A 25,390-nucleotide genomic window follows, 5' to 3' on the forward strand; every position below is an offset into this window, starting at 1 on the left:
CTTGATTTCCGTGGAGTTCTCCGGTTAGAGCGCTCTAGACTGCATGCGGGTTTGCGACCCGCCCCCACTAAATATTGGTTTAAAATCAAATGGTTGTTGTCTGGGTGCCATGCCGGCGGGTTCGAGGCATACCGTCAAACCAACCGTTAATAGGAAATGAAAGCGCGCGAGTCTCCCGCAAGGTGATGCACCGTCATCGCGGCGCATGTCGGGTCAGTTGCCGACGCGAACCAGGCGAACTTCGTAGCAGCAGTCGCGTGGCGCGTCGGCGGCACCGTCTCGGTGACGAACCAGGCGCAATTCGAAGATCAGCCTTTGCGATATGAGCGCGGCCACTACCTTCTTGCCATGACACGTTCACGCAGGTTCAGCAATCGATGCTATATCAGGATCGACGGCCGATCTGGAATGAGTGTCGGACTGACCTTCGCCGCGACCATCCCCGCGTTGTAACGTGGTAAAGCGATTTCTGCCTCCTGCCCATGGTGGAGTATTCACAACAGACTCGTCATCAAATTGTAGGTGTACCCCGTTCTGGCAATGTCCGGGCGATCTGTGCAAGGCGTCGCAGGGGAGTTAATACGAGCTAGCGATTACGCCGCTGTCTTGAGCGAAGGCACGGGCGCGGCGCCCGCCGCGTCATGCCCGGCAATCGCAAGCGCGAGCACGGGATTCAGGCTGTCCACCATCGCGCTGGGAATCAGGATCGTCGCGCCGCGTTCCTTCGTCGTTTCGTAGATGATGTTCATCGCCCGCAACTGAAGCGCACCCGGATGATTTTCGTAGACCTGCGACGCTTCGACGAACTTGGCGGCGATTTCGGCCTCCGCCGAGCCGAGGATCACCCGTGCCTGCTTTTCGCGCTCGGCTTGCGCCTGCCGCGACATCGAATCCTGCAGCGCGACCGGGATCGCGACATCGCGGGTCTCGACCGAGCGGACAGTCACGCCCCATTCCACGGTCTTTCTGCCAATCTCGTCGCGCAAGTGCATGTCGGCCGCCTTGCGATCCGACAACAATGCAGCCAGCATCGATGCCCCGATCATTTCCCGCAGGGAGGTTTGCGCAACGCGGTCAATGGCTTGCCGGTAGTCGGTGATGGCGAGCGCGGCTTTCTGCGCGTCATGGACGTGCCAGAAAATCACGGCGTCGACGTTGACAGGAACGGTGTCTTTGGTCAGCGCTTGTTCGGCGTTGAAGGCGGTGGTTTGAATACGTTCGTCGATGATCGCGACAACGTTGTCCAGGATTGGAATGATCATGAAGAAGCCGGCGCCCTTGACGCTTTGCAACTTGCCAATCCGAAGGATCACGAACTTTTCCCAGACGTTGGCGACCCGCACGGACAACGCGATCAGGACCGCGACGATAAAAAGGGAGACCGCGAGATACAGGTAGCCCCACGCGCCGGCGGCGAATGCCGCGAGGACGAAGGCAGCCGATAAAACGAGTGTGATGGGATTCATGGTGAGGCTCCGTTTGGGTGACAACGGCCTGCCGGATGAGCGATGAAGCACGCCGCATCCGGATCGTCTTGGGCATTCTGGCAACGGGGACAGAGGCCCTTGATGTGAGTGTGCGCGCCATTGCAGTGCCGATCGGTACGGTGCCGTACCTCGATCGTGCGCGTTGTGCCTGACGGACCGGATAGCGAGGCATCGGGCGATCCGGGGTGTGAACGGCGGGCAGGTCACCACGAAACGTGCCCCGCAGACTGTTCTTCAGCGTACCGACTCGTCGGGCCGCCGCGACGCATGATGACGTTCGTCGTCATTTTCTGTCGGGAGCGGTTCATGAAATATCCGGTTTATATCACGCATCACGGGAATCCCCGCTATCGCGGCGCGCTTCCGGATTTTCCGGAAATCGATGTGGAGGGCGACTCGTATGGCGAGTTGCAGGCGGCCGCGGCGCGACAGGTCATGGCCTGCTATGACCGCTCCGCGCGTCTCGTGCCGCCGCCGACCACGGACATGGCGATATTGCAGGCGTCGGATGTCGACCGGGGTAACGGAATCTGGCGGTTCTTCGATATCGACCTGACCGGCGTGACCTCGAGTTCCGTGCGGATCGCGCTGTGCCTGCCGAAGCGCATCGTGCGCGACATCGACATGACGGCGAGCGCGCTGCGCATGACTCGCGACGCGTTCGTGTCGATGGCGTGCGCGAACGCCGCCGACCGATCCGCGCAGCATCGCGACGTGCGTTTCGAACCCGTCGCGAAATCGCTGTCGGAAGCGGGTTGATGGTGCGACGCACCGGGTATGACGCCGGACGGGTGGTGCGGTCATTGGGGAGAAGGTGCGTTGAAGATTCACGTTGTGCGTGTTTCGCGACGCCGGACATCGCCATGGAGCAATTCACGGCCGATTCGCGAGGAGTTCTTCGGCGATGAACGGCTGGCGCAGCATGCGGGAAGTCTGGCGCGTGCGCAGAAGGTAGTTCCCGGGGCGGCCTCTGGCCCGTCTCTGGCGACGCGGCTGAAGGACAACGCGGATCATCTGCTGAAGGCGTACCGGAACACCGTGGCCGCAGACGCGCGCGGCGAAGAAATCACGCCGGCAGCGGAGTGGCTGCTCGACAACTACTATCTCGTCGCGGAGCAGGTGCGGCAGATCCGTGACGATCTTTCCCCGCGCTATTATCGGCAACTGCCCAAGCTCGGCAACGGGCCGTTTGCCGGTACGGGCCGTTTGCCGGTTATCCGCGCGTGTTCGAGATCAACTGGTCATTCGTCGCCCACACGGACAGCCGTTTCGATCCCGATATGCTATGCCGGTTCATGCTTGCCTATCAGGCCGTGGAACCGCTGACGATCGGCGAACTGTGGGCGGTGGCGATCACGTTGCGGATCGTGCTGATCGAAAACCTGCGGCGACTCGCAGATCAGATCATCGACGACCGGCGCGCGCGGCTCGCCGCCGGCGAAGTGGCGGTGCGACTCGTGGACGACGGCCGGCGCCACCGCGTGGTCGTGACGCTGGGGGCGGCGCAAGCGGTGCTTCTGTGAGGCGACAGGTCGGCATCCGCGCCGGTACGTTAGCGGACGGACTGCGCGCGATGTACCGTCCATCATGAACCGACGTCCCGCATTTCATCGGGATGTCAGCGCATGGGCTTCCGTGCGTCGTGCCGGATCGGACGGCGCGGCGGCAACCCGAGGGGATGATCATGAGAAAGCTACATTCCGTGGCAGTCGAGATGGCGATAGTCACGTTGACGATTGTCGTGCTGGCGGGTTGCGGCGGTATGTCTCGCCGCGGAACGGATACCGTGATCGGGGCGGGCGTCGGTGGCGTCGCCGGCGCGGTCCTGACGGGCGGCAGTGCGTTGGGCACGGTGGGCGGCGCGGCCGTCGGCGGCGTTGTCGGCAACCAGGTCGGGAAATAGGCCGGCCGAACGGTAGGGAATCGGCACGCGCACTCGCCGTCACGGCGAAGCGCGTGGATACGTGCGTGACCCGGAGTGCGACCGGTATGTCGGCATTTCTCCTGAACGGCGGGCTGAGGCTGTCCTGGTGGCAGCTTGCGCGGGTCGTGTTCGCGCTCACGCACGTCACCATCATCAGCGTGACCGTGTACCTGCACCGTTGTCAGGCGCATCGGGCGCTGGATCTGCGCCCGTGCGTCAGCCACTTCTTCCGGTTCTGGCTGTGGTTGACGACCGGCATGCTGACCATGCAGTGGGTCGCGGTGCATCGCAAGCATCACGCGAGGAGCGAGACCCCGGAGGATCCGCATAGCCCGCGAACCCGTGGCCTCGCGACCGTGCTGCTTCGCGGCGCGGAACTGTACCGGGAGGAAGTGCGGAACGAGGAAACGCTGCGCCGGTATGGATCGGGTACGCCCGACGACTGGCTCGAGCGCCACGTCTATGCCCGCTATCCGAATCTCGGCGTCGGGCTGCTCGCCGTGATCGACGTCGGGTTGTTCGGGCTCCCCGGCGTGGCGGCGTGGGCGATCCAGATGATGTGGATTCCGTTCTGGGCCGGCGGCGTGATCAACGGTTGCGGCCACTTCGGCGGTTATCGGAATTTTGCGACGCCCGATGCGAGCACCAACATTTTCCCGCTGGGCATCCTGATCGGCGGGGAAGAACTGCATAACAATCACCACGCATACGTGACGTCCGCCAGGCTGTCGAACCGATGGTTCGAGTTCGACATCGGCTGGCTGTACATCCGCCTGCTGGCGGCGTTGAGACTGGCGACCGTTCGGCGCGTCGCTACGAAGCCGCGCCTGCTCCCGAACAAGGCAGTGGTCGACGACGCAACGCTGCAAGCGGTCATCCGCAACCGCCATGCGGTGATGGCCGCCTATGCGCGCATGCTCGAACCCGCCTGCCGGCGAGAACTGCGCCGTATCAAGGAGATGAGCCGCGACGACAAACGCACATTCGCGCTCGCCATGAAGCGCTGGTTGCGCCAGGCCTGGGGCCATCGGGGCAAGCCCGATCTGCGGGCGCTGACGAGCCCTAATGCGAACCGGCGAATGCGCGTGTACGTCGATATGTACGAGGCGTTGCTCGAGCTATGGACGTGGTCACACGCGTCGCACGAGCAATTGCTGGTTCAGTTGCAGGATTGGTGCCGTTGCGCGGAGCAGAGCGGCATCAAGGCGATTGCCGATTTCTCGATGCGTCTGCGCCGGTATGCGTGATCCCGGCACGCCGGTGACCCGCCATGCGGGACCGGTCTGCCACAGGGTGCGGCGCAAGCGCCGCTCATCTCGCCCGATTGTCTGGACGCGAATAACGCCACTTGCTCGCATTGGAATTGATGCCGGCATCCTGGCGGATGCGCTTTTCGGCGCGTTCGACGTCGGCACGGGCCAGATTATCCCGCTGCTTTTGCCGGGTCGCGTCATCGCGCCGATCGATTGAGGTGCCTGAGTGATATTTCATGAATCGCTCCTGAGTGAGGTGTGCTCGCGTCGGGTCGGATGCGGCGGACGGATCAGATCGCCGCAGGGGCGATCTTGCCGTCCACGATGTCCTTGCCGAATTGCATTGCCAGGTCGAGTGCGAGCGCCGCCGTTTGCGGAGCGCCATGCTCGAAAATGGTCGAGTAACGCGGTGCCGTTGCGGAGGTCGCCGGAATCGTGTCGATGCGCACGATTGAAGCAAAACGCTTCGGGCCGGGAGCGTGGGGATCGCCGAACGGCGGGAAAAGCATTTGTGAATAGACGCGGAGTTCATGTCCGCGATATTCGAGAGTGGGGATGGTCATGATTTGCTCCTGACAGAGCAACGATTGGCGCCGAAGGATTCAAGGGCGCCGATGCCTTGACAACAAACCGGCAGGTATCTTCAGTGTGCGCGTTCGTCAATGGTTTCGCAATAACAATATCGGATGCCGAAGCATATTTTCGATACGGGTCAATCACCGGGTTGCGGTGCGGTTGCGGAAGAATCTGCTTCCAAATAGTCGATACCGTACAGACCGACGCGCGTCTTCCGGTTCACGATGAACTCAACACCGAGGAGGCCGCCGTGTGCATCCCACTTTCACTCGAGGTCGTCGAGACTCTCAAATCGCTTGATCGAATTCCGGATTCCCAGGCTGATATTCCACGCGCCATAGCCGATGAACTATTGGCTCACGGGCTTGCATACGAGTCGCGCACCGGCGGTTCGATCAACATGACGGCGGCAGGCCGTCTGTGGCTGAATCGGTGTGCGGACTAGCGCGCATGCGTCGACCAGGCGAGACCGGATTTTGTCCTGTACAGCGATTCATGGACCCATGAGGCAATGATGAAAACCCAATCTACACGATGGTTTGCGCTGGACCAATACGCGCCCGTTCGCGACGGATGGTATGAAGTGCGACTGGTGAGCGGCGACACGGCGTTTGCGAAGTTTGGCGATGGCGAATGGACGGAAAAGCCGATGCTCACCTTTACGCGCTGGCGAGGCTTGCGCTCCGATCCGGACAAGTCGGGCGACGCAGTGGATGCGACCGCAGATGCGACCGCGGCGAAAGGTGTCCGGGACGCGTGGAACGCGTTCTTTCCCGGCGTGGGAAACGAGCAGCACAAGCCGCTTGCCGCTGCGCATGGCGACCACCACCCCCGACGCATTGCGGCATCGTGACGGTCAGTCGGGAAGCGGGTATCGCCGGATGTTGCCTGCACGCGCGGTCAACATCCAGTGAATCCGCATCACGTAGCCCGATCGCGCGGCGCTACGGAACCGTTCGCGCGAACCCCCTACGGCCGCTTCCTGAATTGCTCTTTCGCGTCACCGAATGACGCTTGTGTCTTTCCGACGACCTGCTCGACCGTGCCCTGCATTCTGGTCGATCGATTTCCCATGATCCTGCCGACCATTTCCTTCAGTCTGCCTTTCGCTTCGGCGATGCGGCCTCTCACCTGATCCCCGCCCGAACCGGCATGCACTCGATGTACGGTAGCGGGCAGAGCGGTGCAGTGCTTCGTCATAGACTGTACGCCGATCCTCATGACAATCGGAGCGTGGCCATGGCGCATACCGCAATCGAGGGAGATTTGCGTTCACTCGAACGACTCATTGCACGCGTCACGCTCGGTGAGCCTGCGCCATGGGCCCTCTGGCGAATGCGGCTGGAATCGATTCTGGAATTCGGTGACCTGACGCCCGCGGAACGCAAGCATTTCGTCAGCATCATCGCCCTGATCCTCATGCTCGAGCGTCGAGCGGGCAAGCCGAACGCGCATTGAGCAGACGAGAATGTGGATGTGACCCATACAGGCGGCAAGTTGAATCCCACGCCATTCGACCCGCCGGGCGCGCCGGCCGCGATGCCCGTCAGTCCGCTGGCGGGCCAACTCGCGCCATACGCGCTGTGGATCGACGTCCCCCGCCTCGTGACCGCGTACTACACGATATGCCCGACCCGTCCATCCCGGCGCAACGTGTGACGTTCGGCACGTCTGGACACCGGGGCTCGGCGTTGACCCGCAGCTTCAACGAGTGGCATGTCCTTGCGATCGCGCAGGCGGTCTGCCGGTATCGACGTTCGCACGGCATCGATGGTCCGTTGTTTCTCGGCATCGATACGCACGCACTTTCCGAACCGGCGCAGGCGAGCGTGCTTGAGGTGCTGGCTGCCAATGGCGTCGAGGTCATGCTGGCGTCGCCGGGCGAATACACGCCTACGCCGGCCGTGTCGCGCGCGATCCTGAAGTACAACCGCGGACGCAGTGCCGGATTTGCCGACGGCATCGTGGTGACGCCGTCGCACAATCCCCCGGACAACGGCGGCATCAAGTACAACCCGGCTACCGGCGGCCCGGCCGAAGAGACTGTCACCCGATGGATCGAAACAGCGGCGAACGATCTGCTCGAAGCGGGGCTCGCGGGCGTGCGCCGCGTCTCGTTGTCGAAGGCATCGGATGCCGCCACGACGCACCGGTACGACTTCCTCGCGACGTATGTCGATGACCTGGCTAGCGTCATCGACATGGACATCCTGCGCGGCGCGCCGATCCGACTCGGCGTCGATCCGCTCGGCGGAGCCGGGGTGCACTACTGGCGCGCGATTGCCGAGCGTTACCACCTGAATCTCGCGATCGTCAGCGAGGAAGTCGACCCGACTTTTCGCTTCATGAGCGTCGACTGGGACGGACGGATCCGCATGGATCCGTCGTCGCCGTATGCGATGCAGACCCTGATCGCGCGGAAAGACCGGTTCGACGTCGCGTTCGCGTGCGATACAGACCACGACCGGCACGGGATCGTCACGCGCGGCGACGGCCTGCTGCCGCCCAATCACTATCTCGCGGTGCTCGTCGATTACCTGTTTGCGCATCGGTCGAGGTGGCCCGCGCGCGCGGCGGTCGGCAAGTCGGTCGTCTGCAGCGGGATGATCGATCGTGTCGCCCGCGCATGCGATCGCGAAGTCTACGAAGTGCCCGTCGGCTTCAAGTGGTTCGTCGGCGGAATACTCGACGGCACGCTGGGCTTTGCCGGCGAGGAGAGTGCGGGGGCCACGTGCCTACAACTCGACGGGCAACCCTGGACGACCGACAAGGACGGCATCGTTCCCGCATTGCTGTCCGCCGAAATGACGACCCGAATCGGCCGCGATCCGGCGGAGCTTTACCGAGGTCTGGCGCACCAATTCGGCGCGCCCGCCGAACGGAGGGTACAGGCCGCAGCCACACGTGAGCAGCGCGCATTGCTGGCGCGGCTGACGCCGCACCAGTTCACGCACACCGAACTGGCGGGAGAAGCGATCGTCCAGATACTCGATCGGGCGCCAGGCAATCGGGCCACGATCGGCGGCATCAAGGTGATGACGAAACACGGCTGGTTCGTTGCGCGGCCGTCGGGTACCGAAGATCTCTACCGGATCTATGCGGAAAGCTTCAACGGAGAGGATCACGTGGCGCGCATCGTGTCCGATGCGCAGTCGATGGTCGACGCGGTGATCGAAGCCGGCACGTGCGATGCGGGTGGCGGCTCGAACGCCTGATACGCGCACGGCCCGCCCAATGATCACGCCAGCAGTTTCAGCGCGCGATCGCAGACGTTCTCGACCGTGAAGCCGAAATCGCGCATCAGCTCGTCGCCCGGCGCCGACGCGCCGAAGCTCGCAATGCTGAGCACGTCGCCACGATCACCGACATAGCGGTGCCAGCCCTGCGATACCCCCGCTTCGATCGCTAGCCGCGCGCCGACCGACTTCGGCAGCACGGCGTCCTGATACGACTTGGGCTGCGCGTCGAATAATCTCCAGCAAGGTAGCGACACAACCCGAACCGCGACGCCGCGCGCGAGCAGTGCGGCGTGCGCTGCCAGCGCGAGCGCGACTTCCGAGCCTGTCGCGATCAGGATCAGCGTGGGGTGGCCGTCGGGGGCGTCGGCCAGCACGTAGCCGCCGCGCCGCAAGCCCTCGGCCGGCGCGAACCGAAGGCGATCGATCGTCGGGACGTCCTGGCGGGTCAGGACCAGCGCGGTCGGCTGCTCCCGTGCTTCGAGCGCCACCCGCCATGCGACGGCCGTCTCGTTGGCATCGGCCGGTCGAATCACCAGCAGGCCCGGGATCGCGCGCAGGCTGGCAAGCTGTTCCATCGGCTGGTGCGTCGCACCGTCCTCGCCGACGGCGAGGCTGTCGTGCGTGAACACATAGATCACCTGCAGGCGCATCAATGCGGCGAGCCGGATCGGCGGACGCATGTAGTCGGAAAAGATCAGGAAAGTCGCGCCGAACGGCAGGATGCCGCCGTGGGTTGCCAGGCCGTTCAGGATCGCGCCCATCGCGTGCTCTCGCACGCCGAAATGCAGATTGCGGCCGCTGCGGCTCCAGCCGCCGCCATCGGAGCCTTGCCGGTCGAGCGCGTTCACGCCGGTGGCCTCGAAATCGCCGAACCCGGTCAGCCCGGTAAAAGTGGAAGGATTCAGATCGGCGGAGCCGCCGACGAGCGAAGGGACGCGGGAGGCAAGGGCATTCAGCACCTTTCCGGATGCAACCCGCGTCGCAATGCCTTTCGGATCGGCCGGAAAGACCGGGATATCGCGATCCCACCTGTCGGGCAGCGTGCCGCGCATCGTGTTCAGCAGCGCCTCGGACAGCTCGGGAAACGCGCGCGCATAGGCTGCGAACATTGCGTTCCAGTGCTCTTCCCGGGCTCGCCCCTCCGTCAGTGCACGACGAAAATGCGCGAGCGCTGGTGCAGGGATATGAAACGCGGGGTCGGGCGGCCAGCCGACGTTGTGCTTGGTCAGGCGCACCTCGGCGTCGCCGAGCGGCGATCCGTGAGCCTGGTAGGTATCTTGCCGGTTGGGCGAGCCGTAGCCGAGATGCGTGCGCACGAGGATCAACGACGGACGCAGTTGCTCGGCACGCGCGTTGACCAACGCCGCGTCGATGGCGGCCAGATCGTTGCCGTCGTCGACCGTTTCGGTATGCCAGCCGTAGGCGTCGAACCGTTGCGCGCGATCTTCGGTGAAGGTGATCGCGGTACCGGCGGACAGCGTGACCCGATTGTCGTCGTACAGGCAGATCAGCTTGCCGAGCCGGAGATGGCCGGCCAGCGATGCGGCTTCCGCTGCGACGCCTTCCATCAGGTCGCCGTCGCTGACGAGCGCGTAGGTGTGGTGATCGACGATCTCGAAGCCGGGGCGGTTGTAGCATGCAGCAAGCTGTGTCTCCGCAATCGCCATACCGACGGCGTTGGCGAAGCCCTGGCCGAGCGGGCCGGTTGTCGTTTCGACGCCGGGCGTCAGGCCGCGCTCCGGATGGCCGGGCGTGAGGCTGCCCGATTGCCGGAAGCGACCGATCTGGTCGAGTGGCAGGTCGTAGCCGGTCAGGTGAAGCAGACTGTACAACAGCATCGAGCCATGTCCGGCCGACAGGACGAAGCGATCCCGATCAAGCCACGCCGGATTGGCGGGATGATGCTTGAGATGGCGCATCCATAATGCATAGGCCATCGGTGCTGCGCCCAGCGGCAAGCCCGGATGACCGCTCGCCGCTTTCTGCACGGCATCGATCGACAGGAAGCGCAGCGTATTGATGCAAAGCGTATCGAGTGCCGCATCTTCGGTTGGCGGGAAAACGGCTGAGGTCATGCAGTTGCTCCCTGGCGTCCGGTCACGGGATATCCCGTACGGCATGGTGGTTGCGTTGGCTACCCGTTGCGCGGGTCTGCGTTACCGGTCTGCGTCATCGGTCTCCGTGCCAATAGCCGTGCTTGCCGTAGAAGTCGTGCAACTCGATTTCGTAGCTGCGATGAACGAGCTGCGAATCGTCGTATAGAGGGCTCCGGCGGATTGCATCGCGCGTGAGCGTGGTCGATACCGTTTCCGTTGACCAGTCCACCTGGTCGAGCCAGTGGGTCGCGACCAGCACTTCCTTGCCGGTCGACCACCAGCTCGACGTGTCGATCGCCAGGTAGCGGATCACCCACGCTTCGTCGTCCTAAATGAAGTCCGACACGTGGCCGATATGTCCGTCCGTGGCTTCGAGCCGATATCTGTCGACCTCGCCGGTGCTGTGCAAATGCGTATCCGCCGGTGCGCTGGGCGGCGCGGTGCCCGAGAAAAGCGGATCGCCCGCTTCAGGGTCCTGCGACGGCCCGGCGGGATCGAAAGCCGGGTACGCGCCCATTCCCCAAAGGTTCGGCCCGCCCCAGTAAGTCGGGTAGTTGTAGTAACGCAGGATCTCGATTTCGTGCTGGCGGGATACCGGCTTGTGCGTGTCCACGTTCGGGCTGTCTCTCACCTGCTGTTGCGTCAGGCTGACGTATAGCGTGCGGGTTTCAGGGTCGGCATGCGTGACGGAATACGGCGAAACCAGCACCTGCCTGTCGTGCAGCCAGTCGCCCGTCTCGACGACGAGGTAACGGATGCACCAGTTGTCATCGTCGAAGTAGGCCTGGTGGATGTGCCCGATATCGCCGTCCTTCGCTCGAACCGTGTCTCCGTGCAACCTTCGAATGCTTCGCAACATGATGTCCTCGCCAGAGCGATGCCCGGCACGTCGGTGATCCGGCTGAACTGCCTGCCACACCGTGGCATCCAGTCGTTCATCCGTCGGTGCGGAGCGATTCCTGCCGATCGCGTCTCCTCGGATGGCCGGCATGGTTGAAACGCTACACGCGACGAATGGCCGATGCGGTACGAAACCGTACAAAGCGTGCACCGGTTCGAGCACGGGGGGCTATCCGGCGGCGAGCCGTCCTTCCCAGCACGTCGCGGAACATCCTCTCGGTCTTCGTCGTCGGGATCGCGAAGCAGTGAGGATCGCCACGTCGACGGGCTGCCGGGCGACCGAGGCTGCCGGATTCGGTTCGTGTCTCAACGCAGCCGCAGCGGTATGAACAGCGAGATGCCCGGTGCCGGTGCCGGCGCGTAAACCATCGGAGGCGCGCCATACGCATACTCCTCGTCGCCGTTATAACCTTCGTGGCCGCCGTTCCGGTAATGGTCGTAGTGGCGACCACCCTGATGTCTCATGCGCGCGTGATTGCTCTGGTCCCAACCGTGATTCATTCTCTCCGCATGCAACTGCGGTGCGGCGAAAAGGCAGCCGATCGCGACGATCAAGCCGACGAGTCGCATGCCCGATCTCGGCGCCATTATGTTTCGACGTGCATGTCCGATAGAAACGTCCATCATGTTCTCCTGTGTACGGTCGATCAGCGATCCGCTGGTCCGTGACTGACATGGATAGCCGGTATCAGCGGAAGGTCCGGAACTATTGTTTCTTGATCAGGTGACGACCATTGCCACGGAAAATCGCATCCGCGCTCCGCTTTTGCGTATCGGACATGCTGTCATATAGCGGTTGAAATGCCGTGGTCAGCTTTTTGACGCCATCGGCGTGCGCGTTGGCAACATCGCCATAGGAATGGAGGTCGTCCATCGCGCTCATGGTGCTCGCGTGATCGCTACGGATCTTCCTGAGCGATTCCATCGCGTTCGCGTTATCGCGCATGACCTGCGCGACTGGCTGCCACAGGGATTCCTGGCCAGGTGTGATGCCAAGTCGCTGGTGCAGGCTGTTGATGCGCCCGTCGACCGACTTTTGGGCCGCGACGGTCATGACGTGGGGCTGTGATTGATCCGGTGCGGGGCCGGCGGCAATCGAGAGCGGGGAGAAGACGGCTGCGCCGAGGGCGACTGTCGCCGCCACGGCGAACGCGCCGGCAATCTGTCGGGGGAGGGCGAGACGAGCGAGTGTCATGGCGGATCCTGGTAAAAAATCGGGAAGGAGTCGACGTACCGCGACGCATCCGGTCGGCGGCGGATTCGGTCCGATAGCCCAGCTCTACGCGGGATGCGGGGGCTCAGTCTGTCCGATGCCGAACGGTTTGCCGGTCCACCTGGCGAGTGGAACCGGAATGGCCTTGCGCTTGCGCGGACCGGCATGCGCGCTTGTCGGCGCAGTCCGGATGAGTCGAGATCATGGCCGATCTGGCAGCGACGCAAGCCGCGCGCGTGCCCGGTGGAGTTTTCAAATCGGGCCTGTGCTGGCGTCGTGACCGGCTGCATTCCACGCTGGCGTGTTGCCGGCACGCAGCCCGTCGAATCCGGGCCGGCCTCGTCCGGCTCTCAGCGCCATGGAGGCGGTTATGCGCAGCAGGTATCGAGAGCAGCATACGAATGGCGCCAAGAGCGAATGCAACGTCGACGAGGCCGTCTGGGGGACGTTCCCCGCCAGCGATCCGCCGGCGATAGGCGGTGTCACCGCGATGATTGCCACCCCGGCCCATCGAAAGCATCACCGGAAGTCGTCGCAGATCAAGCACCGTTAACGCAGGTTGCGCGGCGCTGATCGGCGCTTTGCGTGACAAGGACCCATCGAGTTGTCACCCGTATTCAGCGATATCGATGAACGCAGTGGTATCTGTCGGAGCGACGGCAAGCTGATATTTCCGGTGTGTCCAGGTGCGGAACCGTACCGACTTCCGATGCCGGTGCGCGCAGCGTTCTCTCGTGCGTTGAGTGTCAATGTCGAGACTGTATACACCATGAATATTCCCGGATCTTGTCCAAGGAGGACATCATGAGAATGCTCAACACCCCGAATCGATCTGGGGATGATAGCAACGGGGGCAAGCTTGTCGAAGGCGATACCGGCGATGAATCCGGTCATATGGTGACGACTGCGGATGCGCTGAAGGGCAGCAGGATCATCGCGTCGGACGGCGAGGATATCGGGAATGTTTTCGACATCGTGCTCGACTTGCACCAAGGCAAAATTGCCTACGCGGTTGTTTGCAGCGGAGGAACGGGCGAGATGCTTTGCGCCATTCCGTGGAGTGCGATGGAATACGATACCGACGACAAATGTTTCCATCTGGACGTGACCGCCGCCCACGTCAAGGGCACCCCGGGCTTCGACGACGAGCATTGGCCGGTGATGACGCAATCACAGTGGGGATTGTCGCTTCACCAGTACTACAACCGGACGCCGTACTGGGTGGTCGGATGAGACGAGGTAGGGCAGGACTTCCATCGCACCGGCAGTCGCATGGTCACGGAATCGAGCATTTGGAGTCGTTCGCGCCGCGCTGCGGTGCAGAGGCGGCTAGAGTCGCTTCAGATCGGGCAGCAGGCGATCGAATTCGCGCTTGACCACGCCGTAGCACTCGCACACGCGCTCTTCGAGCCCGGGCCGGTCCAGCACCTCGATATGGCCGTAGTTGTAGCGGATGAGGCCCGCGTCCTGCAGCTTCAATGCCGCTTCCGTCACGCCCGACCGGCGCACGCCCAGCATGTTGGCGATCAGTTCCTGCGTCATGCGCAGCTGATTCGAAGGCAGGCGGTCGAGGCTGAGCAGCAGCCAGCGGCACAGTTGCTGATCGATCGAGTGATGCCGGTTGCATACCGCGGTCTGAGCCATCTGCGTGATGAGCGCCTGGGTATAGCGCAACAACAGGCGTTGCATCGCGTTGCCGCGCCGGAATTCTTCTTTCAGGATGCTCGCGTCGAGCCGGTAAGCTTGCCCCGCGCTTTGCACGACGGCGCGACTCGGGGTCGTTTCGCCGCCCATGAACAACGACACGCCGATCATGCCTTCATGCCCGACGATCGCGATTTCAGCGGACGAGCCGTCCTCCATCACATACAGCAACGAAACGATCGACGTGGTCGGAAAAAAGACGTGATGAAGCTGGCCACCCGACTCGTACAGCACTTTTCCCAACGGCATCTCGACGAGCGTCAGGTGTTCAGCGAAGTGGGCGCGCTCGTTTTCCGGCAGCGCGGCAAGCAGGTGATTTTCGGTAAGGGGCGGGTTGTCCTGCATGTGTGGCTCCTGCGCTTGCGTCCGGCTGACGAACGAGCATCCGGCCGATGTGGGCGCTGCGGGAATCGGCGGAAGGCGGCAATGTGTCCCTTTTATCGATGAACGCGGGGTGGCCGTTCGAATACGAGCCTACCTTCGAAAATTATAGTGCCGACACATGTCTCATCAAGGTGCGCGCAATCGCGCGCGCTCGATACGGAACCGATATTTCACGGAGCGTTTGACGGGAAATCGCGGTCGCCAGGCCTACTCCGCGTCGACCGCGAAACGGTGTGCCGCGATGACTCGCGCGCGTCCGGTACGTTGCCAGACAAGCTCCGCGCACGAGCACGCCTATGTGCGTATCAGGCGTGTTGAACTCTGATCTGCCGCCGCGCCATCGGATCGACGTGTTGGCCGGTTGGTTCACCCAGCAGGACTTGAGCGTGAGCGCTACAGCGCCGTCAGCTTCGTGATCTTCGTTCCCTCGAGCGTCACACCGGCCATCAACCCGCTGTTCGTCAGGACGAACGCTTCGATCGGCGCGGTCGCGGTGCTGGTGTCGACATTGCCGTTCGCGCCGACTTTCAGTACCGCCACCGATGCGTCGCCGCCCACCGACCAGCCTTCGCTGTTACGGAAGCGATCAAGCGCATCCGCGGTCATGAACAGGAAAATGGTGGCTTTCGATTGCGCGCCGATCTGCAGCCCGATCGAGCCGGTCGTGGTGCTGTAGTACCCGACCGTGCTGCCGGCAACGCGCAGCGATCCTTCACCGTACTGGCCGCCGAGGACGAAGCCGGCCGCAATGACGGACGGGAATACCAGCACGCCGCGTGCCTTGCCGACGAGTTCACGCGACCCTTTGGCGGTCGTGTAAAGGCGTGCAAGGGTCGAGTCGACGCCTGCATCGATGGTGCGGCGTTTGTCGGCCTGGTGGCCGCTGGCGTCGGATGTGCCGGTCGTCGTGCAACCCGAAACCGCAAGGGAAATGGCAAGGATGGATCCCGGCGTACCCAATATGAATGTTCGTCTCAGCATCGTCGTCTCCTGGTTGTTGATGGCGTTTCTGACGCTACGCCAGGGCGGCTGCGGACGCGGTACGACAGCGTACAAAGACGCAAAATCCGCCCTGGCCCGCGTCTCGTTCAGCTTTGCAGCACGCGAGCCGTGTGGGCGGAATGTCGACTGTCGGCGCGCGTCACGTCCGGCATGTCGATTTTGGCAAGCCGACAACAAGGTTGGCCCGTGTCGGTCAATGTCGTGCAACCGGTCCGGCAACGTATGTCAAACCTCGTTGCGGAGAATCGCGATGGCGACAACGTGCTTCCACCGGTCCGCCACCGCAAGCGTCCTTCATCGTACAGACACGCAACCTCGTCTACAGGAGGATGTCTCCCGCGACCATGCATTCGTGCGCGATCTCTTCACGAACATCGACGTGGTTCACATCTGTGGAGAATGATTCCGTCATTCGTCTCCGGTCGATCAAACGAAGCGCCACACTCGAATGCGACTGGTAAGGAGAGCAACATGCGTTCATCTATCTATGTCGGTCTTGCCGCCATTGCAACCATGCTTGCCGGATGCCTCTGGGTACCCGGCGACGGCTATCGTGGTGATCGAGGCGGGGGGTATGGCGGCTCGTACGGTGGTGGTCACGAAAGCGGGTGGAATCAACGCGGCCCTTCCCGTGACCACATGAATCACTCGGGGCGTGCCGATGACCAGGGGGCGCATGGGTCCGGGCAACGGGAAGGATGGTAGGTCGGCTGCGGTCATCACGTGAACCCGGCCGGTCAGGTTCCTTGAGGCCCGTTTCATCATGTCCGATGTTACGGCTTCGCAATGGACAGCCGTTCCGGCACAGTTCAATCGGCGGCACGCCGCACGCGTTCGCGGTGGCGCCCTGGTCAATCACTGCGGGTGCCAAACCAAGACTGGTGCGCGGCATGAATAGCAGATTCGCTCATGCAATCAACAGGTGGCGCGCCGCTCGGGACGTTTATGGAATACGACAAGGATCCGTCCGCAACACTCAGCAGCGATGTCGATAGCCAGGCCGACTCGTGGCTGACGAAGCTCGGACCTGGACTGATCACCGGTGCGGCGGACGACGATCCGAGCGGCATCGCCACCTATTCGCAGGCGGGTGCGCAATTCGGCTTCGACATGCTGTGGACCGTCCTGCTGACCTATCCGCTGATGGTTGCCATTCAGGTCGTGAGCGCGAGGATCGGCCGGGTGAGCGGCCATGGTCTCGCGACGAATCTGCGACGTCATTACCCGCGGTGGCTGCTGTATGGCACCGTCATCCTCCTGCTGGTGGCGAACACGATCAATATCGCGGCCGACCTGACGGCCATGGGCGCAGCCGTCAACCTGCTGGTCGGCGGCCCCACGCGGGCTTACACGGTCGTGTTAGGCGTGTTTTCGCTGGTGTTGCAGATGTTCGTGCCGTACCGCAGGTATGTCCGTATCCTCAAGTGGCTCACCCTGGCGCTGTTCGCCTACGTCGGCGTGATCTTTGCGGTCCAGATCCCATGGGCGACCGTGGCGCTGCGCACGGTACTTCCGCACGGCTCGTGGAGCACCGGCTACATCACGACGGTAGTCGCCGTGTTCGGCACCACCATCAGCCCGTATCTGTTCTTCTGGCAGGCATCACAGGAGGTCGAGGAACTGCAGGCGAAGGAGGGACAGCAGGCGCTGACGAAAATGCCGTCGCAAGGGCCGGAAAACCTGAGCCGCATCCGCCTCGATACGTCGATCGGAATGGCATTTTCCAATCTCGTTGCGTTTTTCATCATTCTCACGACTGCGGTCACGCTGCATGCGCACCATATCACCGATATCCAGACGTCGGCGCAGGCCGCCTCCTCATTGAAACCGATCGCAGGGCAGTTTGCGTTCCTGCTCTTCAGTCTCGGCATCATCGGCACGGGGCTGCTCGCGCTGCCGGTGCTGGCCGGGTCGGCGGCCTACGCGATGGCCGGCACGTTCAAGTGGAAAAACAGCCTCGCGCTCGAGCCGCAACTGGCGAAACGGTTCTACGCGATCATCGTGCTCGCGACCGTCGTGGGCCTCGCGCTCGATTTCACGTCGATCGACCCGATCAAGGCGCTGTTCTGGAGCGCGGTCATCAACGGCGTCACGTCGGTACCGATCATGGTGCTGATGATGCTGATGGCGTCGAACCCAAAGGTCATGGGCGCCTTCGTCACGCCCGTGCTGCTGCGGTGGGTGGGATGGCTTTCAACCGGTGTGATGGGCGCCGCCGTGATCGCGATGTTCGTTTTCATCTGAGCATCGGCTCCGATCGTTCATTCTCGCGGCCCGGTACGGCGCCGTACCGACTTCGTATCCCGGCACCGCGCATCGTTGCAACTCGCTCTCCCTTTACGATGCACCGGGCGCTCAGCGTGAGCGGCAGGTGCGCAACGGGTAGGGCGGCCAGAGGCGACACCTGTCCGGCACGTAACCGTTCATATCGCGTGACCGGTGTGTGCCGTCCATCACGGCGAGCCGGCGATCCGCTCCGGCGTCCCGCGAAATGAAACCAGGAGGGAATCATGACGATATTAGACCCGACCCATCGGCCATCGACCAGCGATACGGGTGCGGCGATTGTCGGCAGCGGGGCCGGCGACGGGCCCGGCCCCAACGTGATGGAAGCCGATACGCTCAAGGGAAACAAGCTCTTCACGTCCGACCGGCTGGAGATCGGGAAGATTTCAGACATCATGCTGGACGTACGTAGCGGCCGGGTTGCCTATGCCGTGCTGTCAAGCGGGGGCTTTCTCGGCATCGGCGGCAAACTTTACGCCATTCCGTGGAGTGCGCTGACCCTGGACACGGACGAAAAATGCTTCCGGCTCGACGTTACCGCGGACCACGTGAAAAATGCGCCCGCGTTCGACAAGGACCATTGGCCGTCGATGGCGGATGAGCAGTGGGGTTCGTCGCTTCACAAGTTCTACAATCGGCAGCCGTACTGGTCAGCGACCCCAGACGCCGCCACGAATCGTCCGCCCACACATTAAAACACCCTCGCCAGCCGGTAAAAATATGGATATCTGATGATTTTTATCGAATACCGATTCACCGGTCGGACGGTGTCATCACCTGACGGCAACAGATAGCAGCAGCATCCACAGATCAGTTACGTATTGGAGCTCTACCATGAACAAGGATCAAGTCAAGGGAACTGCGGAGAAGGTCAAAGGCAAGGTGAATGAGGTCATTGGCCGTGCCACGCACAACACGAAACAGGAAGTCAAAGGCGATCTCCAGCAAGCAGCCGGCCAGGCGCGCAAGAATCTTGGCGACGCCAAGGAAGCTGTCAAAAAAGCCTGATTGGACACATAGGCTTCACGAGGGGGGCTATTCCCCTCTCGCACGGTGCTTCACGCATCGTGCCAACCTCACTGCGGCTACTACCGTACAGACATGCGCTGTCGGATGCGAGAACGTCAAGTTTCGTCCTTCGCGCATCGGGTTCCCGGCCCCCGTCGCGAGGCGCGTCTTCGAACCGATAACCGGCTCAATCGCGCAAGTCTTTGCTGCGGAAAAACGTCGGGTATCGCTGGAAGCTTCGCCCGCGTGGCTCCGTGGCCCACAAGCCGCGCAGCAGATCAGGTCGGCGTCTAACTTGAGGGGAGTTGCCATGTACAACATTGTCTGGCTCGTTGGAGCCGTGGTCATCGTTCTGTTCGTCCTCGGCTATTTGGGATTGAGATAGGGCATCTCGTTTACGTGCTTGTCACGCGATGGCTGGTCAACGACCGCGATCAAAACGATCCAGGTCGCGACAGCCATCGTTTATCGCAGGAAGCAAAATGAAGACGCTCAAGATCATCGGCTATGCGGGACTCGTGGCCGTCGCGATCATGCTGCTCGTCGCAATGTGCGCGATCCTGGAGGACGGCATGATTTCTCACGATGCGCAGCGACCGGGACTGACCGGCAACACGCTTTCCATCCCCGAATCGCCGAATCGCCGAATCACTTCGGTTAAGTCGCCCGCTACCGGCTGACCGTTCCCGACTTGTCTTGAGTGACCCCGGCATGCGGAGGGTGCAGGCGCATACGCCATTGTCGATGTCCGCATGGATCGAAAATCGGCATGCCGTTTTCAATCGACGCTTGAGACCAAGACAGCGTCGCAACAGGCAATCTGTGACCGCATCCCACGATGCGACCGCATCACTGCCGTTCCCGCATGGGTACGGCAGCGTACCGACTCCCGGGCTGCTCGCGTATAGGGTAGGTTGAGTTGACTGGTACGCATGCCACGACAGTTCGGATGTGTTCTCCAGCCGCATGCCCGGTACGCGCACCGAGCACACATCGACACAGGGGGAGCCTCGGCACGGCACGTCGACGAGCATCGTACATCCGTCGCGCTTCCAATGTCATCTCGTCGACAGCAATGGATACCGGAGCCGAAAGCGGGTGCTGCTCGAGGCGATGCGCAGTGTGATACGGCAATGATCCAGGCTGGGCATAGCGCGGAAACCAGCGCGCATTTCAGCCCGAAACGCTGCTCGAATCGAGAATGTTTCGGCCCGAATGACGGCGGGCGATTGCAGGCGAAGCGCGCATCGTCCCGGCTCGGAACAGAGTCCGATCGGCGCGCGCTTCGCACCGTCACGCTGGCCGGCGACGCTCGCCGGCAATTCGTGCAACGAATACCGGAGCTGATCATGACACCTGTTTCTCCCAGCAATCCACTTCCGAGCAACGGCAGCGGCGCCCGCATCATCGGTCGCGCAACCACCACAGGCGGGCCTGGTCCTGATGTCATGGCGGCTACCACGCTGACCGGCGATAACGTCTTGTCATCCGATGGCAAGGAGATCGGGAAGGTCGTAGACATCATGCTAGACGTTGGCAGCGGCCGGATCGCGTACGCCGTGCTGTCGTGTGGCGGTTTCCTCGGGATAGGCGACAAACTTTTCGCGGTGCCGTGGAGCGCGTTCACCCTCGATACCGGCAAGAAATGCTTCCGGCTCGACGTAACAGAAGAACGGATGAAGAGCGCATCCGGATTCGACAAGGACCATTGGCCTGCGGTGGCGGATTCGCAATGGGGCGGGGCGCTTCATTCGGGTAATACGCCGCCGATGTAGCGGCACGTCAGGAGGAGGCTCTGCCGGCATTCCGCCACGCACGCGCCAGCGTGACTGCGGAATGCGGTGAGCGATTGCTGCTTTTCAGATTCTGCCGTATCGCGTGCATCGCTCGATGCGCTCATCGCGACGGGCGGCAGGTCATCCATCCAGCAGCTGTGACCGGAGCATTCGCAATGAACAAGGATCAAGTCAAGGGCGTCGCGGAGAAGGCAAAGGGCAAGGTCAACGAGGAAATTGGCCGAGCCACTGGCGACACGAAGCAGGAAGTCAAAGGCGATGCCCAGCAAGCAGTCGGAGAAGTGCAGAAGAAGTACGGCGACGCCAAGGAAGCGATCAGGCAGCAGGCGAAGCAAGCGAAGAAGACGCATTGATCGCTGTGTCGGCCGCGACAGATGGATGCCGCGATACTGCGGCATCCATCGCCGCACAATCGCCGCAGTCGGGCGTTACCTCGTATCGCGGATTGCAGGACAGAACGTAGAGGCGCGGATTCTGCGCAGGTTTTTCACCCAATGTATTGGCGCCGGGCATGCCCGTGCGCGCCGCGACGCGCGGCGACATCCGCCAGCCGCGTCGACGAAAGAAATGTCTCGCGTGCGATCAGCCTAACGCGCATGCCGTCGCGAGCCGGAGCAAATCGATGAGTGCATCTGCCGGAAGCCCAACCAGCCACGCGCTACGCAAGGTGGCGCTGATGGCGTCGATGCTGATGGCGTGCAGCCTGCCATGCCTGGGAGGGACGCCTGTGGACGGTGCGGACGACGTGGCCAACTTGCGAGAGGCTTACCGGCAACTGATTCCCCGGCTCGATCACAACCAGTTCGAGCGCCCGTTGTATCTCGACTCGGAGGAATCGTCTTCCACGCTCAAGGGTGAGGTCTACGCGGTGATGGCCTACCCGTTCGCGACCGTCAACGGCGCGTTCAATGACCCTTCGCGAGGCCCGTTGAACTGGTGCGACGCATTAATCCTGCACCCCAATATCAAGTATTGCCGTACTGCCGGCGGCGGCGGCAATACGCTGATCGTGAACGTCAGCAAGAAGGAAGTTGCCGAGGAGCTCAGCATGACTTACCAGGTGCAATTCGAATACGACGCGGCGACCACCGGCCCGGGATACCTGCAGGTCAAGCTCCATGCGGACCGGGGACCATTGAATACCCGCGATTATCGGATTGCGCTGGAAGCGGTGGCGCTTGGCGACAATCGCACGTTTCTGCATCTGACCTATGCCTATAGTTACGGCGTGATCGGGCGTCTTGCGATGAAAACCTATCTGGCCGCCTTCGGTCGCGGCAAGGTTGGCTTCACCAACATCGCCGATCCGTCCGCGGCTCAGGCGGAATACATCGGCGGGATGCGCGGCCTCATGGAGCGCAACACGATGCGCTACTACCTGGCCATCGATGCGTATCTCGGCGCGCTGTCCAGCCCGCCCGACAAGCGACTCAAGCAACGCCTGACCGACTGGTTCGACGCCAGCGAGCGATATCCGCGACAACTGCATGAAATGGATCGGCAACAGTACATGCAGATGAAATATGACGAATACTTGCGGCAGCAGACCGAGCAGTAGCGCTGGGGATGAGCCTGCGAGATACGCGCGCGCCGGCGCCGGCGCACTGCGATTCGTCATGGAAGTCGTTCCGCAAATCGGAGGTTGGCGGTGCGGTTCGGCTTCGAGTGATCGGACGCACGTTCGGATCAAGCGCCGGGGTCCATGTGGCCAGAGCGCGCAGGACGACTCGGGATGCGACCCGTTACATCGCTTACGGTCGGGCCGTCGTCACCGAAACGGAGCGCCACCATGAATGCAATCACACGGGTTCTATCCGCCGCGCTTGTCGCCGCGGCATCAGCCTCGCTGTTGTCGGATCGCAAGACGGTCGGCATGCACCTGCGCGACAAGATCGGCAGAAAGATCGCGGATTGGAGCGTGCCTGTCCAATCGGGGCACGTGGTACGGGTGACGAGCACGGCGGACCTATCAGGTTCGCGCAAACTGCCATGAGAAAAATCATCCTCAATGCACTGGCCGCATTCTTTGCGGGCGGAGTCTGGCTCGCCCCCGCGCCGAGCCACGCGTATGCGCTAGACGCGCAGTTCGACTGTAAAACCAACGCGCACGCGTTCATCGTGCGCCTGTTCAATCACGGCTATATCGATCGCGATCCGATGCGGGTCGAACAGAATTCGATCAACGCATTCCGGCCTACCAGTGACGCCGCGCTCACGGTGTTCGGCTTCAGCGTCTATGCCGTATTCGCCTATGAGCAGTATGACGCGCTGTTCAGGCAAGGAAGCGGCCACCCTCTGCCGGGCTCGATTTACGGCGTCGTCGTCAAGGCGCCGATCGATTCGGTCGAAGAGCATTCTCGGCTTGCGGGCAGCAAGGCCGTCGCGCATCAGGTCATTCCATTTATTCTCACAGCCATCGTCTGCGCAAGGCCCTGAGACTGGCGCTGCACAAGCCGCGCTAACGGTGCTTGATGTCACGTGGGGAAACCCTTGACGGCGATTTCATGGAGCACCCGTTCGTCACGCGCGGGTTCGCCGCAACCGCGCCGAACCTTTAGATCGCAAACTCGGACATCGTCGTCGAGCGAAACGCGCACCAGAAGACGCCGGTAGGTCGTGGGACGGTACGATCGACAGCGTCAACGACGTGCGATCTGTCCACGAGAGATGGTTCACCGAGATCTGGTTGCCAGTGTCAATGCTCGAGTCCCAGACGGCGCGTCATGGAGCCACATGGTTCGCATTCCTATTCGATTTTACATAAGGTGAACTAGCGACATTGTCGATTGTAGTAGCTAAGTTCAAATGTCCGCTTCTGGCTAAGTTCAGATGTCCGTTTTTCGACCCATCGTAAGCTGACCGGCTGCCGGTTGTCCGGCGCCGGAGGCTGCGATGGCTGCAACGGAACGGATCACGATGACGATGCGCGAACTGGACAGGTTCAAGGTCATTCAGGACGTGGCGGACGGCAAGCTCAAGCCATGGCGTGCGGCAGAACGGCTGGAGCTGACGACCCGGCAGGTTCGCCGGCTGGTCGCCAGGCTGCGGGAACACGGGCCTCAAGGTCTCGTGTCGGGACGGTATGCGAAGCCAAGCAACAACCGGCTGGACGCGGTAATTGTGGACCGGGCGCTGTCGATCATCCGCGATCGCTACGCCGATTTCGGGCCGACGCTGGCCTGCGAGAAGCTCTGGGAGTGTCACGGCATTCGGCTGGCCAAGGAGACGGTCAGGAAGCTGATGACGGAGGCTGGCCTCTGGATTCCGCGTCGGCAGCGTCCGCCGAAGGTTTATCAGCCGCGAGCGCGCCGGGCGTGCCTCGGTGAACTGATCCAGATCGACGGCAGCGATCATCGATGGTTCGAGGAACGGGCGCCGGCCTGCACGCTGCTGGTGTACGTCGACGACGCGACGAGCCGGTTGATGATGCTGCACTTCACGCAGACCGAATCGACCTTCAGCTACTTCGAGGCCACGCGGGCGTATATCGAACGCCATGGCAAGCCCGGAGCGTTCTACAGCGACAAGGCCAGCGTGTTCCGCAACGTGAAGCCAGGCAAGACCGGTAACCGTGTGACGCCGTTCGGCCGCGCGATGTACGAGCTGAACATCGACACGTTCTGCGCGAACAGCAGTTCAGCCAAGGGGCGCGTCGAGCGCGCACACCTGACGTTGCAGGACCGATTGGTCAAGGAGATGCGATTGCGCGGAATCAACACGGTGGCCGACGCCAACGCTTACGCGCCCTCCTTCATGGCCGCCTACAACACACGCTTCGCGAAGCCGCCGAAGAGTGACTTCAATGCGCACCGGCCGCTGCGGGCCGACGAGAGTCTGGACTTGGCGCTGACGTGGCGCGAGCCGCGGAAAGTAACGAAGTCGCTGACGGTGCAGTACGACCGGGTGCTGTACTTGCTGGAGGACACGCCGGAGAATCGGAAGTTGATTGACCGGCAGATCGAGGTGTGGGAGTACCCGGATGGACGGATTGAACTACGGGCTGACGACCGGGTGTTGGACTACAGACAGTACGACCGCCTAACCGAAATCGATCAAGGCGCCGTCGTTGAGCACAAGCGCTTGAGTCATGTGCTGCAGGTCGCGCAAGCGCTTCAGGCGCAACGCGATAACAGCCGAATCGGTAAAGCGCCGTCACGGACACATCGCGGCGACTCAACCCGGACCAATCGAAACGACCCGCAAGCGGGAAAGAAGAAGCAACGCGAGATCACGCAGGCCGACGTCGAGCATGTGATCGTGGAGCTGGCGCAACGTCGGCAAACCGCAAAGCCGCCAACCAAACCTGGCCGTCGGTCTGCAAAGGCTAGTGAAACAAACGTAAGCGCCCTGCCCGTTCAGGCGCCGACCTTCGACACTGCGTAATGCTCAAAACGAGGAAAAAGACGCAGCAAAACCAACCTAAAAACCGGACATTTTTAAATAGCTGGAAGGTGGACATCTGAATCCGGGTAGGGGTGGTCTTGATTTCCGTGCGCTTTTCCGGTTAGACGCCTTTAGGCCT

The 25,390-nt window shown here is 62.3% G+C and carries 25 protein-coding genes and 3 pseudogenes; 18 read left to right on the plus strand and 10 right to left on the minus strand.

Going from position 1 to position 25,390, the window contains the following annotated elements; translation table 11 throughout:
* Positions 1–593: 593 nt before the first annotated feature.
* A complete protein-coding gene (locus tag KR541_RS26650) occupies positions 594–1,466 on the minus strand; it encodes a slipin family protein (protein ID WP_098553541.1) in 873 nt (290 codons plus the stop codon).
* Positions 1,467–1,793: 327 nt separating this feature from the next.
* On the opposite strand from KR541_RS26650, the gene KR541_RS26655 reads away from it, so the two are divergent.
* The 4 genes and pseudogenes from KR541_RS26655 to KR541_RS26670 all read left to right on the plus strand — a co-directional run bounded on the left by KR541_RS26655 (position 1,794) and on the right by KR541_RS26670 (position 4,658).
* The gene (locus tag KR541_RS26655) at positions 1,794–2,246 is read left to right on the plus strand and encodes a type II toxin-antitoxin system HicB family antitoxin (protein ID WP_175033131.1); all 453 of its coding nucleotides are present in this window, start codon (positions 1,794–1,796) and stop codon (positions 2,244–2,246) included.
* A gap of 60 nt (positions 2,247–2,306) precedes the next feature.
* Positions 2,307–2,956: pseudogene (locus KR541_RS26660) on the plus strand (hypothetical protein); the annotation flags it as partial.
* A 215-nt stretch (positions 2,957–3,171) separates the two neighbouring features.
* Positions 3,172–3,390, plus strand: a complete 219-nt coding sequence (locus KR541_RS26665; RefSeq protein WP_059598812.1) for a glycine zipper 2TM domain-containing protein — start codon at positions 3,172–3,174, stop codon at positions 3,388–3,390.
* A gap of 86 nt (positions 3,391–3,476) precedes the next feature.
* Complete coding sequence (locus KR541_RS26670; RefSeq protein ID WP_216089903.1) at positions 3,477–4,658, plus strand: DesA family fatty acid desaturase; 1,182 nt, start codon at positions 3,477–3,479, stop codon at positions 4,656–4,658.
* A gap of 64 nt (positions 4,659–4,722) precedes the next feature.
* Here the strand turns inward: KR541_RS26670 and KR541_RS26675 are convergent, their stop codons facing one another.
* Both KR541_RS26675 and KR541_RS26680 read right to left on the minus strand, forming a co-directional pair.
* Complete coding sequence (locus KR541_RS26675; protein ID WP_175033133.1) at positions 4,723–4,902, minus strand: hypothetical protein; 180 nt, start codon at positions 4,900–4,902, stop codon at positions 4,723–4,725.
* A gap of 52 nt (positions 4,903–4,954) precedes the next feature.
* Complete coding sequence (locus tag KR541_RS26680) at positions 4,955–5,227, minus strand: hypothetical protein (RefSeq protein ID WP_098553545.1); 273 nt, start codon at positions 5,225–5,227, stop codon at positions 4,955–4,957.
* 527 nt (positions 5,228–5,754) lie between these two features.
* On the opposite strand from KR541_RS26680, the gene KR541_RS26685 reads away from it, so the two are divergent.
* The gene (locus tag KR541_RS26685) at positions 5,755–6,093 is read left to right on the plus strand and encodes a hypothetical protein (protein WP_175868028.1); all 339 of its coding nucleotides are present in this window, start codon (positions 5,755–5,757) and stop codon (positions 6,091–6,093) included.
* A 116-nt stretch (positions 6,094–6,209) separates the two neighbouring features.
* On the opposite strand, the gene KR541_RS26690 is transcribed toward KR541_RS26685, so the two are convergent.
* On the minus strand, positions 6,210–6,398 hold the full coding sequence (locus tag KR541_RS26690) for a CsbD family protein (protein ID WP_216090013.1): 189 nt from the start codon (positions 6,396–6,398) through the stop codon (positions 6,210–6,212).
* A gap of 81 nt (positions 6,399–6,479) precedes the next feature.
* On the opposite strand from KR541_RS26690, the gene KR541_RS26695 reads away from it, so the two are divergent.
* Together KR541_RS26695 and pgm are read left to right on the plus strand one after the other, a co-directional pair.
* Complete coding sequence (locus KR541_RS26695; RefSeq protein WP_105801292.1) at positions 6,480–6,698, plus strand: hypothetical protein; 219 nt, start codon at positions 6,480–6,482, stop codon at positions 6,696–6,698.
* A gap of 81 nt (positions 6,699–6,779) precedes the next feature.
* Positions 6,780–8,455, plus strand: a pseudogene (gene pgm, locus KR541_RS26700) (phosphoglucomutase (alpha-D-glucose-1,6-bisphosphate-dependent)).
* A gap of 23 nt (positions 8,456–8,478) precedes the next feature.
* Here the strand turns inward: pgm and tkt are convergent.
* From tkt to KR541_RS26720, 4 genes and pseudogenes are all read right to left on the minus strand, one after another.
* Positions 8,479–10,554 (minus strand): transketolase, encoded by a 2,076-nt coding sequence (gene tkt, locus KR541_RS26705; RefSeq protein ID WP_175868025.1) that lies wholly within the window; start codon positions 10,552–10,554, stop codon positions 8,479–8,481.
* Positions 10,555–10,648: 94 nt separating this feature from the next.
* Positions 10,649–11,434 (minus strand): annotated as a pseudogene (locus tag KR541_RS26710) (PRC-barrel domain-containing protein).
* 347 nt (positions 11,435–11,781) lie between these two features.
* The gene (locus KR541_RS26715) at positions 11,782–12,045 is read right to left on the minus strand and encodes a hypothetical protein (RefSeq protein ID WP_252996688.1); all 264 of its coding nucleotides are present in this window, start codon (positions 12,043–12,045) and stop codon (positions 11,782–11,784) included.
* A gap of 136 nt (positions 12,046–12,181) precedes the next feature.
* Complete coding sequence (locus KR541_RS26720; RefSeq protein ID WP_175868027.1) at positions 12,182–12,670, minus strand: Spy/CpxP family protein refolding chaperone; 489 nt, start codon at positions 12,668–12,670, stop codon at positions 12,182–12,184.
* An 822-nt stretch (positions 12,671–13,492) separates the two neighbouring features.
* On the opposite strand from KR541_RS26720, the gene KR541_RS26725 reads away from it, so the two are divergent.
* On the plus strand, positions 13,493–13,921 hold the full coding sequence (locus KR541_RS26725) for a PRC-barrel domain-containing protein (RefSeq protein WP_105801296.1): 429 nt from the start codon (positions 13,493–13,495) through the stop codon (positions 13,919–13,921).
* Positions 13,922–14,017: 96 nt separating this feature from the next.
* On the opposite strand, the gene KR541_RS26730 is transcribed toward KR541_RS26725, so the two are convergent.
* Together KR541_RS26730 and KR541_RS26735 are read right to left on the minus strand one after the other, a co-directional pair.
* Complete coding sequence (locus KR541_RS26730) at positions 14,018–14,737, minus strand: Crp/Fnr family transcriptional regulator (RefSeq protein WP_174911959.1); 720 nt, start codon at positions 14,735–14,737, stop codon at positions 14,018–14,020.
* A 432-nt stretch (positions 14,738–15,169) separates the two neighbouring features.
* A complete protein-coding gene (locus KR541_RS26735; protein ID WP_216090014.1) occupies positions 15,170–15,757 on the minus strand; it encodes a BPSL1445 family SYLF domain-containing lipoprotein in 588 nt (195 codons plus the stop codon).
* A gap of 966 nt (positions 15,758–16,723) precedes the next feature.
* Here KR541_RS26735 and KR541_RS26740 point away from each other — a divergent pair.
* The 10 genes from KR541_RS26740 to KR541_RS26785 all read left to right on the plus strand — a co-directional run bounded on the left by KR541_RS26740 (position 16,724) and on the right by KR541_RS26785 (position 25,251).
* Positions 16,724–18,022, plus strand: coding sequence for an NRAMP family divalent metal transporter (locus KR541_RS26740; RefSeq protein WP_175033208.1), 1,299 nt, complete (start codon positions 16,724–16,726; stop codon positions 18,020–18,022).
* Positions 18,023–18,288: 266 nt separating this feature from the next.
* The gene (locus tag KR541_RS26745; RefSeq protein ID WP_216089905.1) at positions 18,289–18,759 is read left to right on the plus strand and encodes a PRC-barrel domain-containing protein; all 471 of its coding nucleotides are present in this window, start codon (positions 18,289–18,291) and stop codon (positions 18,757–18,759) included.
* A 139-nt stretch (positions 18,760–18,898) separates the two neighbouring features.
* Positions 18,899–19,072 carry a CsbD family protein gene (locus tag KR541_RS26750; RefSeq protein ID WP_012328521.1) on the plus strand — a complete coding sequence of 58 codons (174 nt, stop codon included), beginning with the start codon at positions 18,899–18,901 and terminating at the stop codon, positions 19,070–19,072.
* A gap of 482 nt (positions 19,073–19,554) precedes the next feature.
* Positions 19,555–19,752, plus strand: coding sequence for a hypothetical protein (locus KR541_RS26755; protein WP_216089906.1), 198 nt, complete (start codon positions 19,555–19,557; stop codon positions 19,750–19,752).
* 669 nt (positions 19,753–20,421) lie between these two features.
* Positions 20,422–20,847 carry a PRC-barrel domain-containing protein gene (locus KR541_RS26760; protein ID WP_124906028.1) on the plus strand — a complete coding sequence of 142 codons (426 nt, stop codon included), beginning with the start codon at positions 20,422–20,424 and terminating at the stop codon, positions 20,845–20,847.
* Between the two features lie 176 nt (positions 20,848–21,023).
* Positions 21,024–21,221: a CsbD family protein gene (locus KR541_RS26765; RefSeq protein WP_124906022.1), complete on the plus strand. Its 198-nt coding sequence runs from the start codon at positions 21,024–21,026 to the stop codon at positions 21,219–21,221.
* A gap of 269 nt (positions 21,222–21,490) precedes the next feature.
* Positions 21,491–22,426, plus strand: a complete 936-nt coding sequence (locus KR541_RS26770) for a hypothetical protein (RefSeq protein ID WP_216089907.1) — start codon at positions 21,491–21,493, stop codon at positions 22,424–22,426.
* Between the two features lie 231 nt (positions 22,427–22,657).
* Positions 22,658–22,861, plus strand: a complete 204-nt coding sequence (locus KR541_RS26775) for a hypothetical protein (protein WP_175033142.1) — start codon at positions 22,658–22,660, stop codon at positions 22,859–22,861.
* Positions 22,858–23,304 carry a hypothetical protein gene (locus KR541_RS26780; RefSeq protein ID WP_124906032.1) on the plus strand — a complete coding sequence of 149 codons (447 nt, stop codon included), beginning with the start codon at positions 22,858–22,860 and terminating at the stop codon, positions 23,302–23,304. The genes KR541_RS26775 and KR541_RS26780 overlap by 4 nt, the downstream gene beginning before the upstream one ends.
* Before the next feature lie 456 nt (positions 23,305–23,760).
* The gene (locus tag KR541_RS26785; RefSeq protein ID WP_050017844.1) at positions 23,761–25,251 is read left to right on the plus strand and encodes an ISNCY family transposase; all 1,491 of its coding nucleotides are present in this window, start codon (positions 23,761–23,763) and stop codon (positions 25,249–25,251) included.
* Positions 25,252–25,390 lie beyond the last annotated feature (139 nt).

This window comes from Burkholderia sola (assembly GCF_905400185.1).
Lineage (GTDB): Bacteria > Pseudomonadota > Gammaproteobacteria > Burkholderiales > Burkholderiaceae > Burkholderia > Burkholderia sola.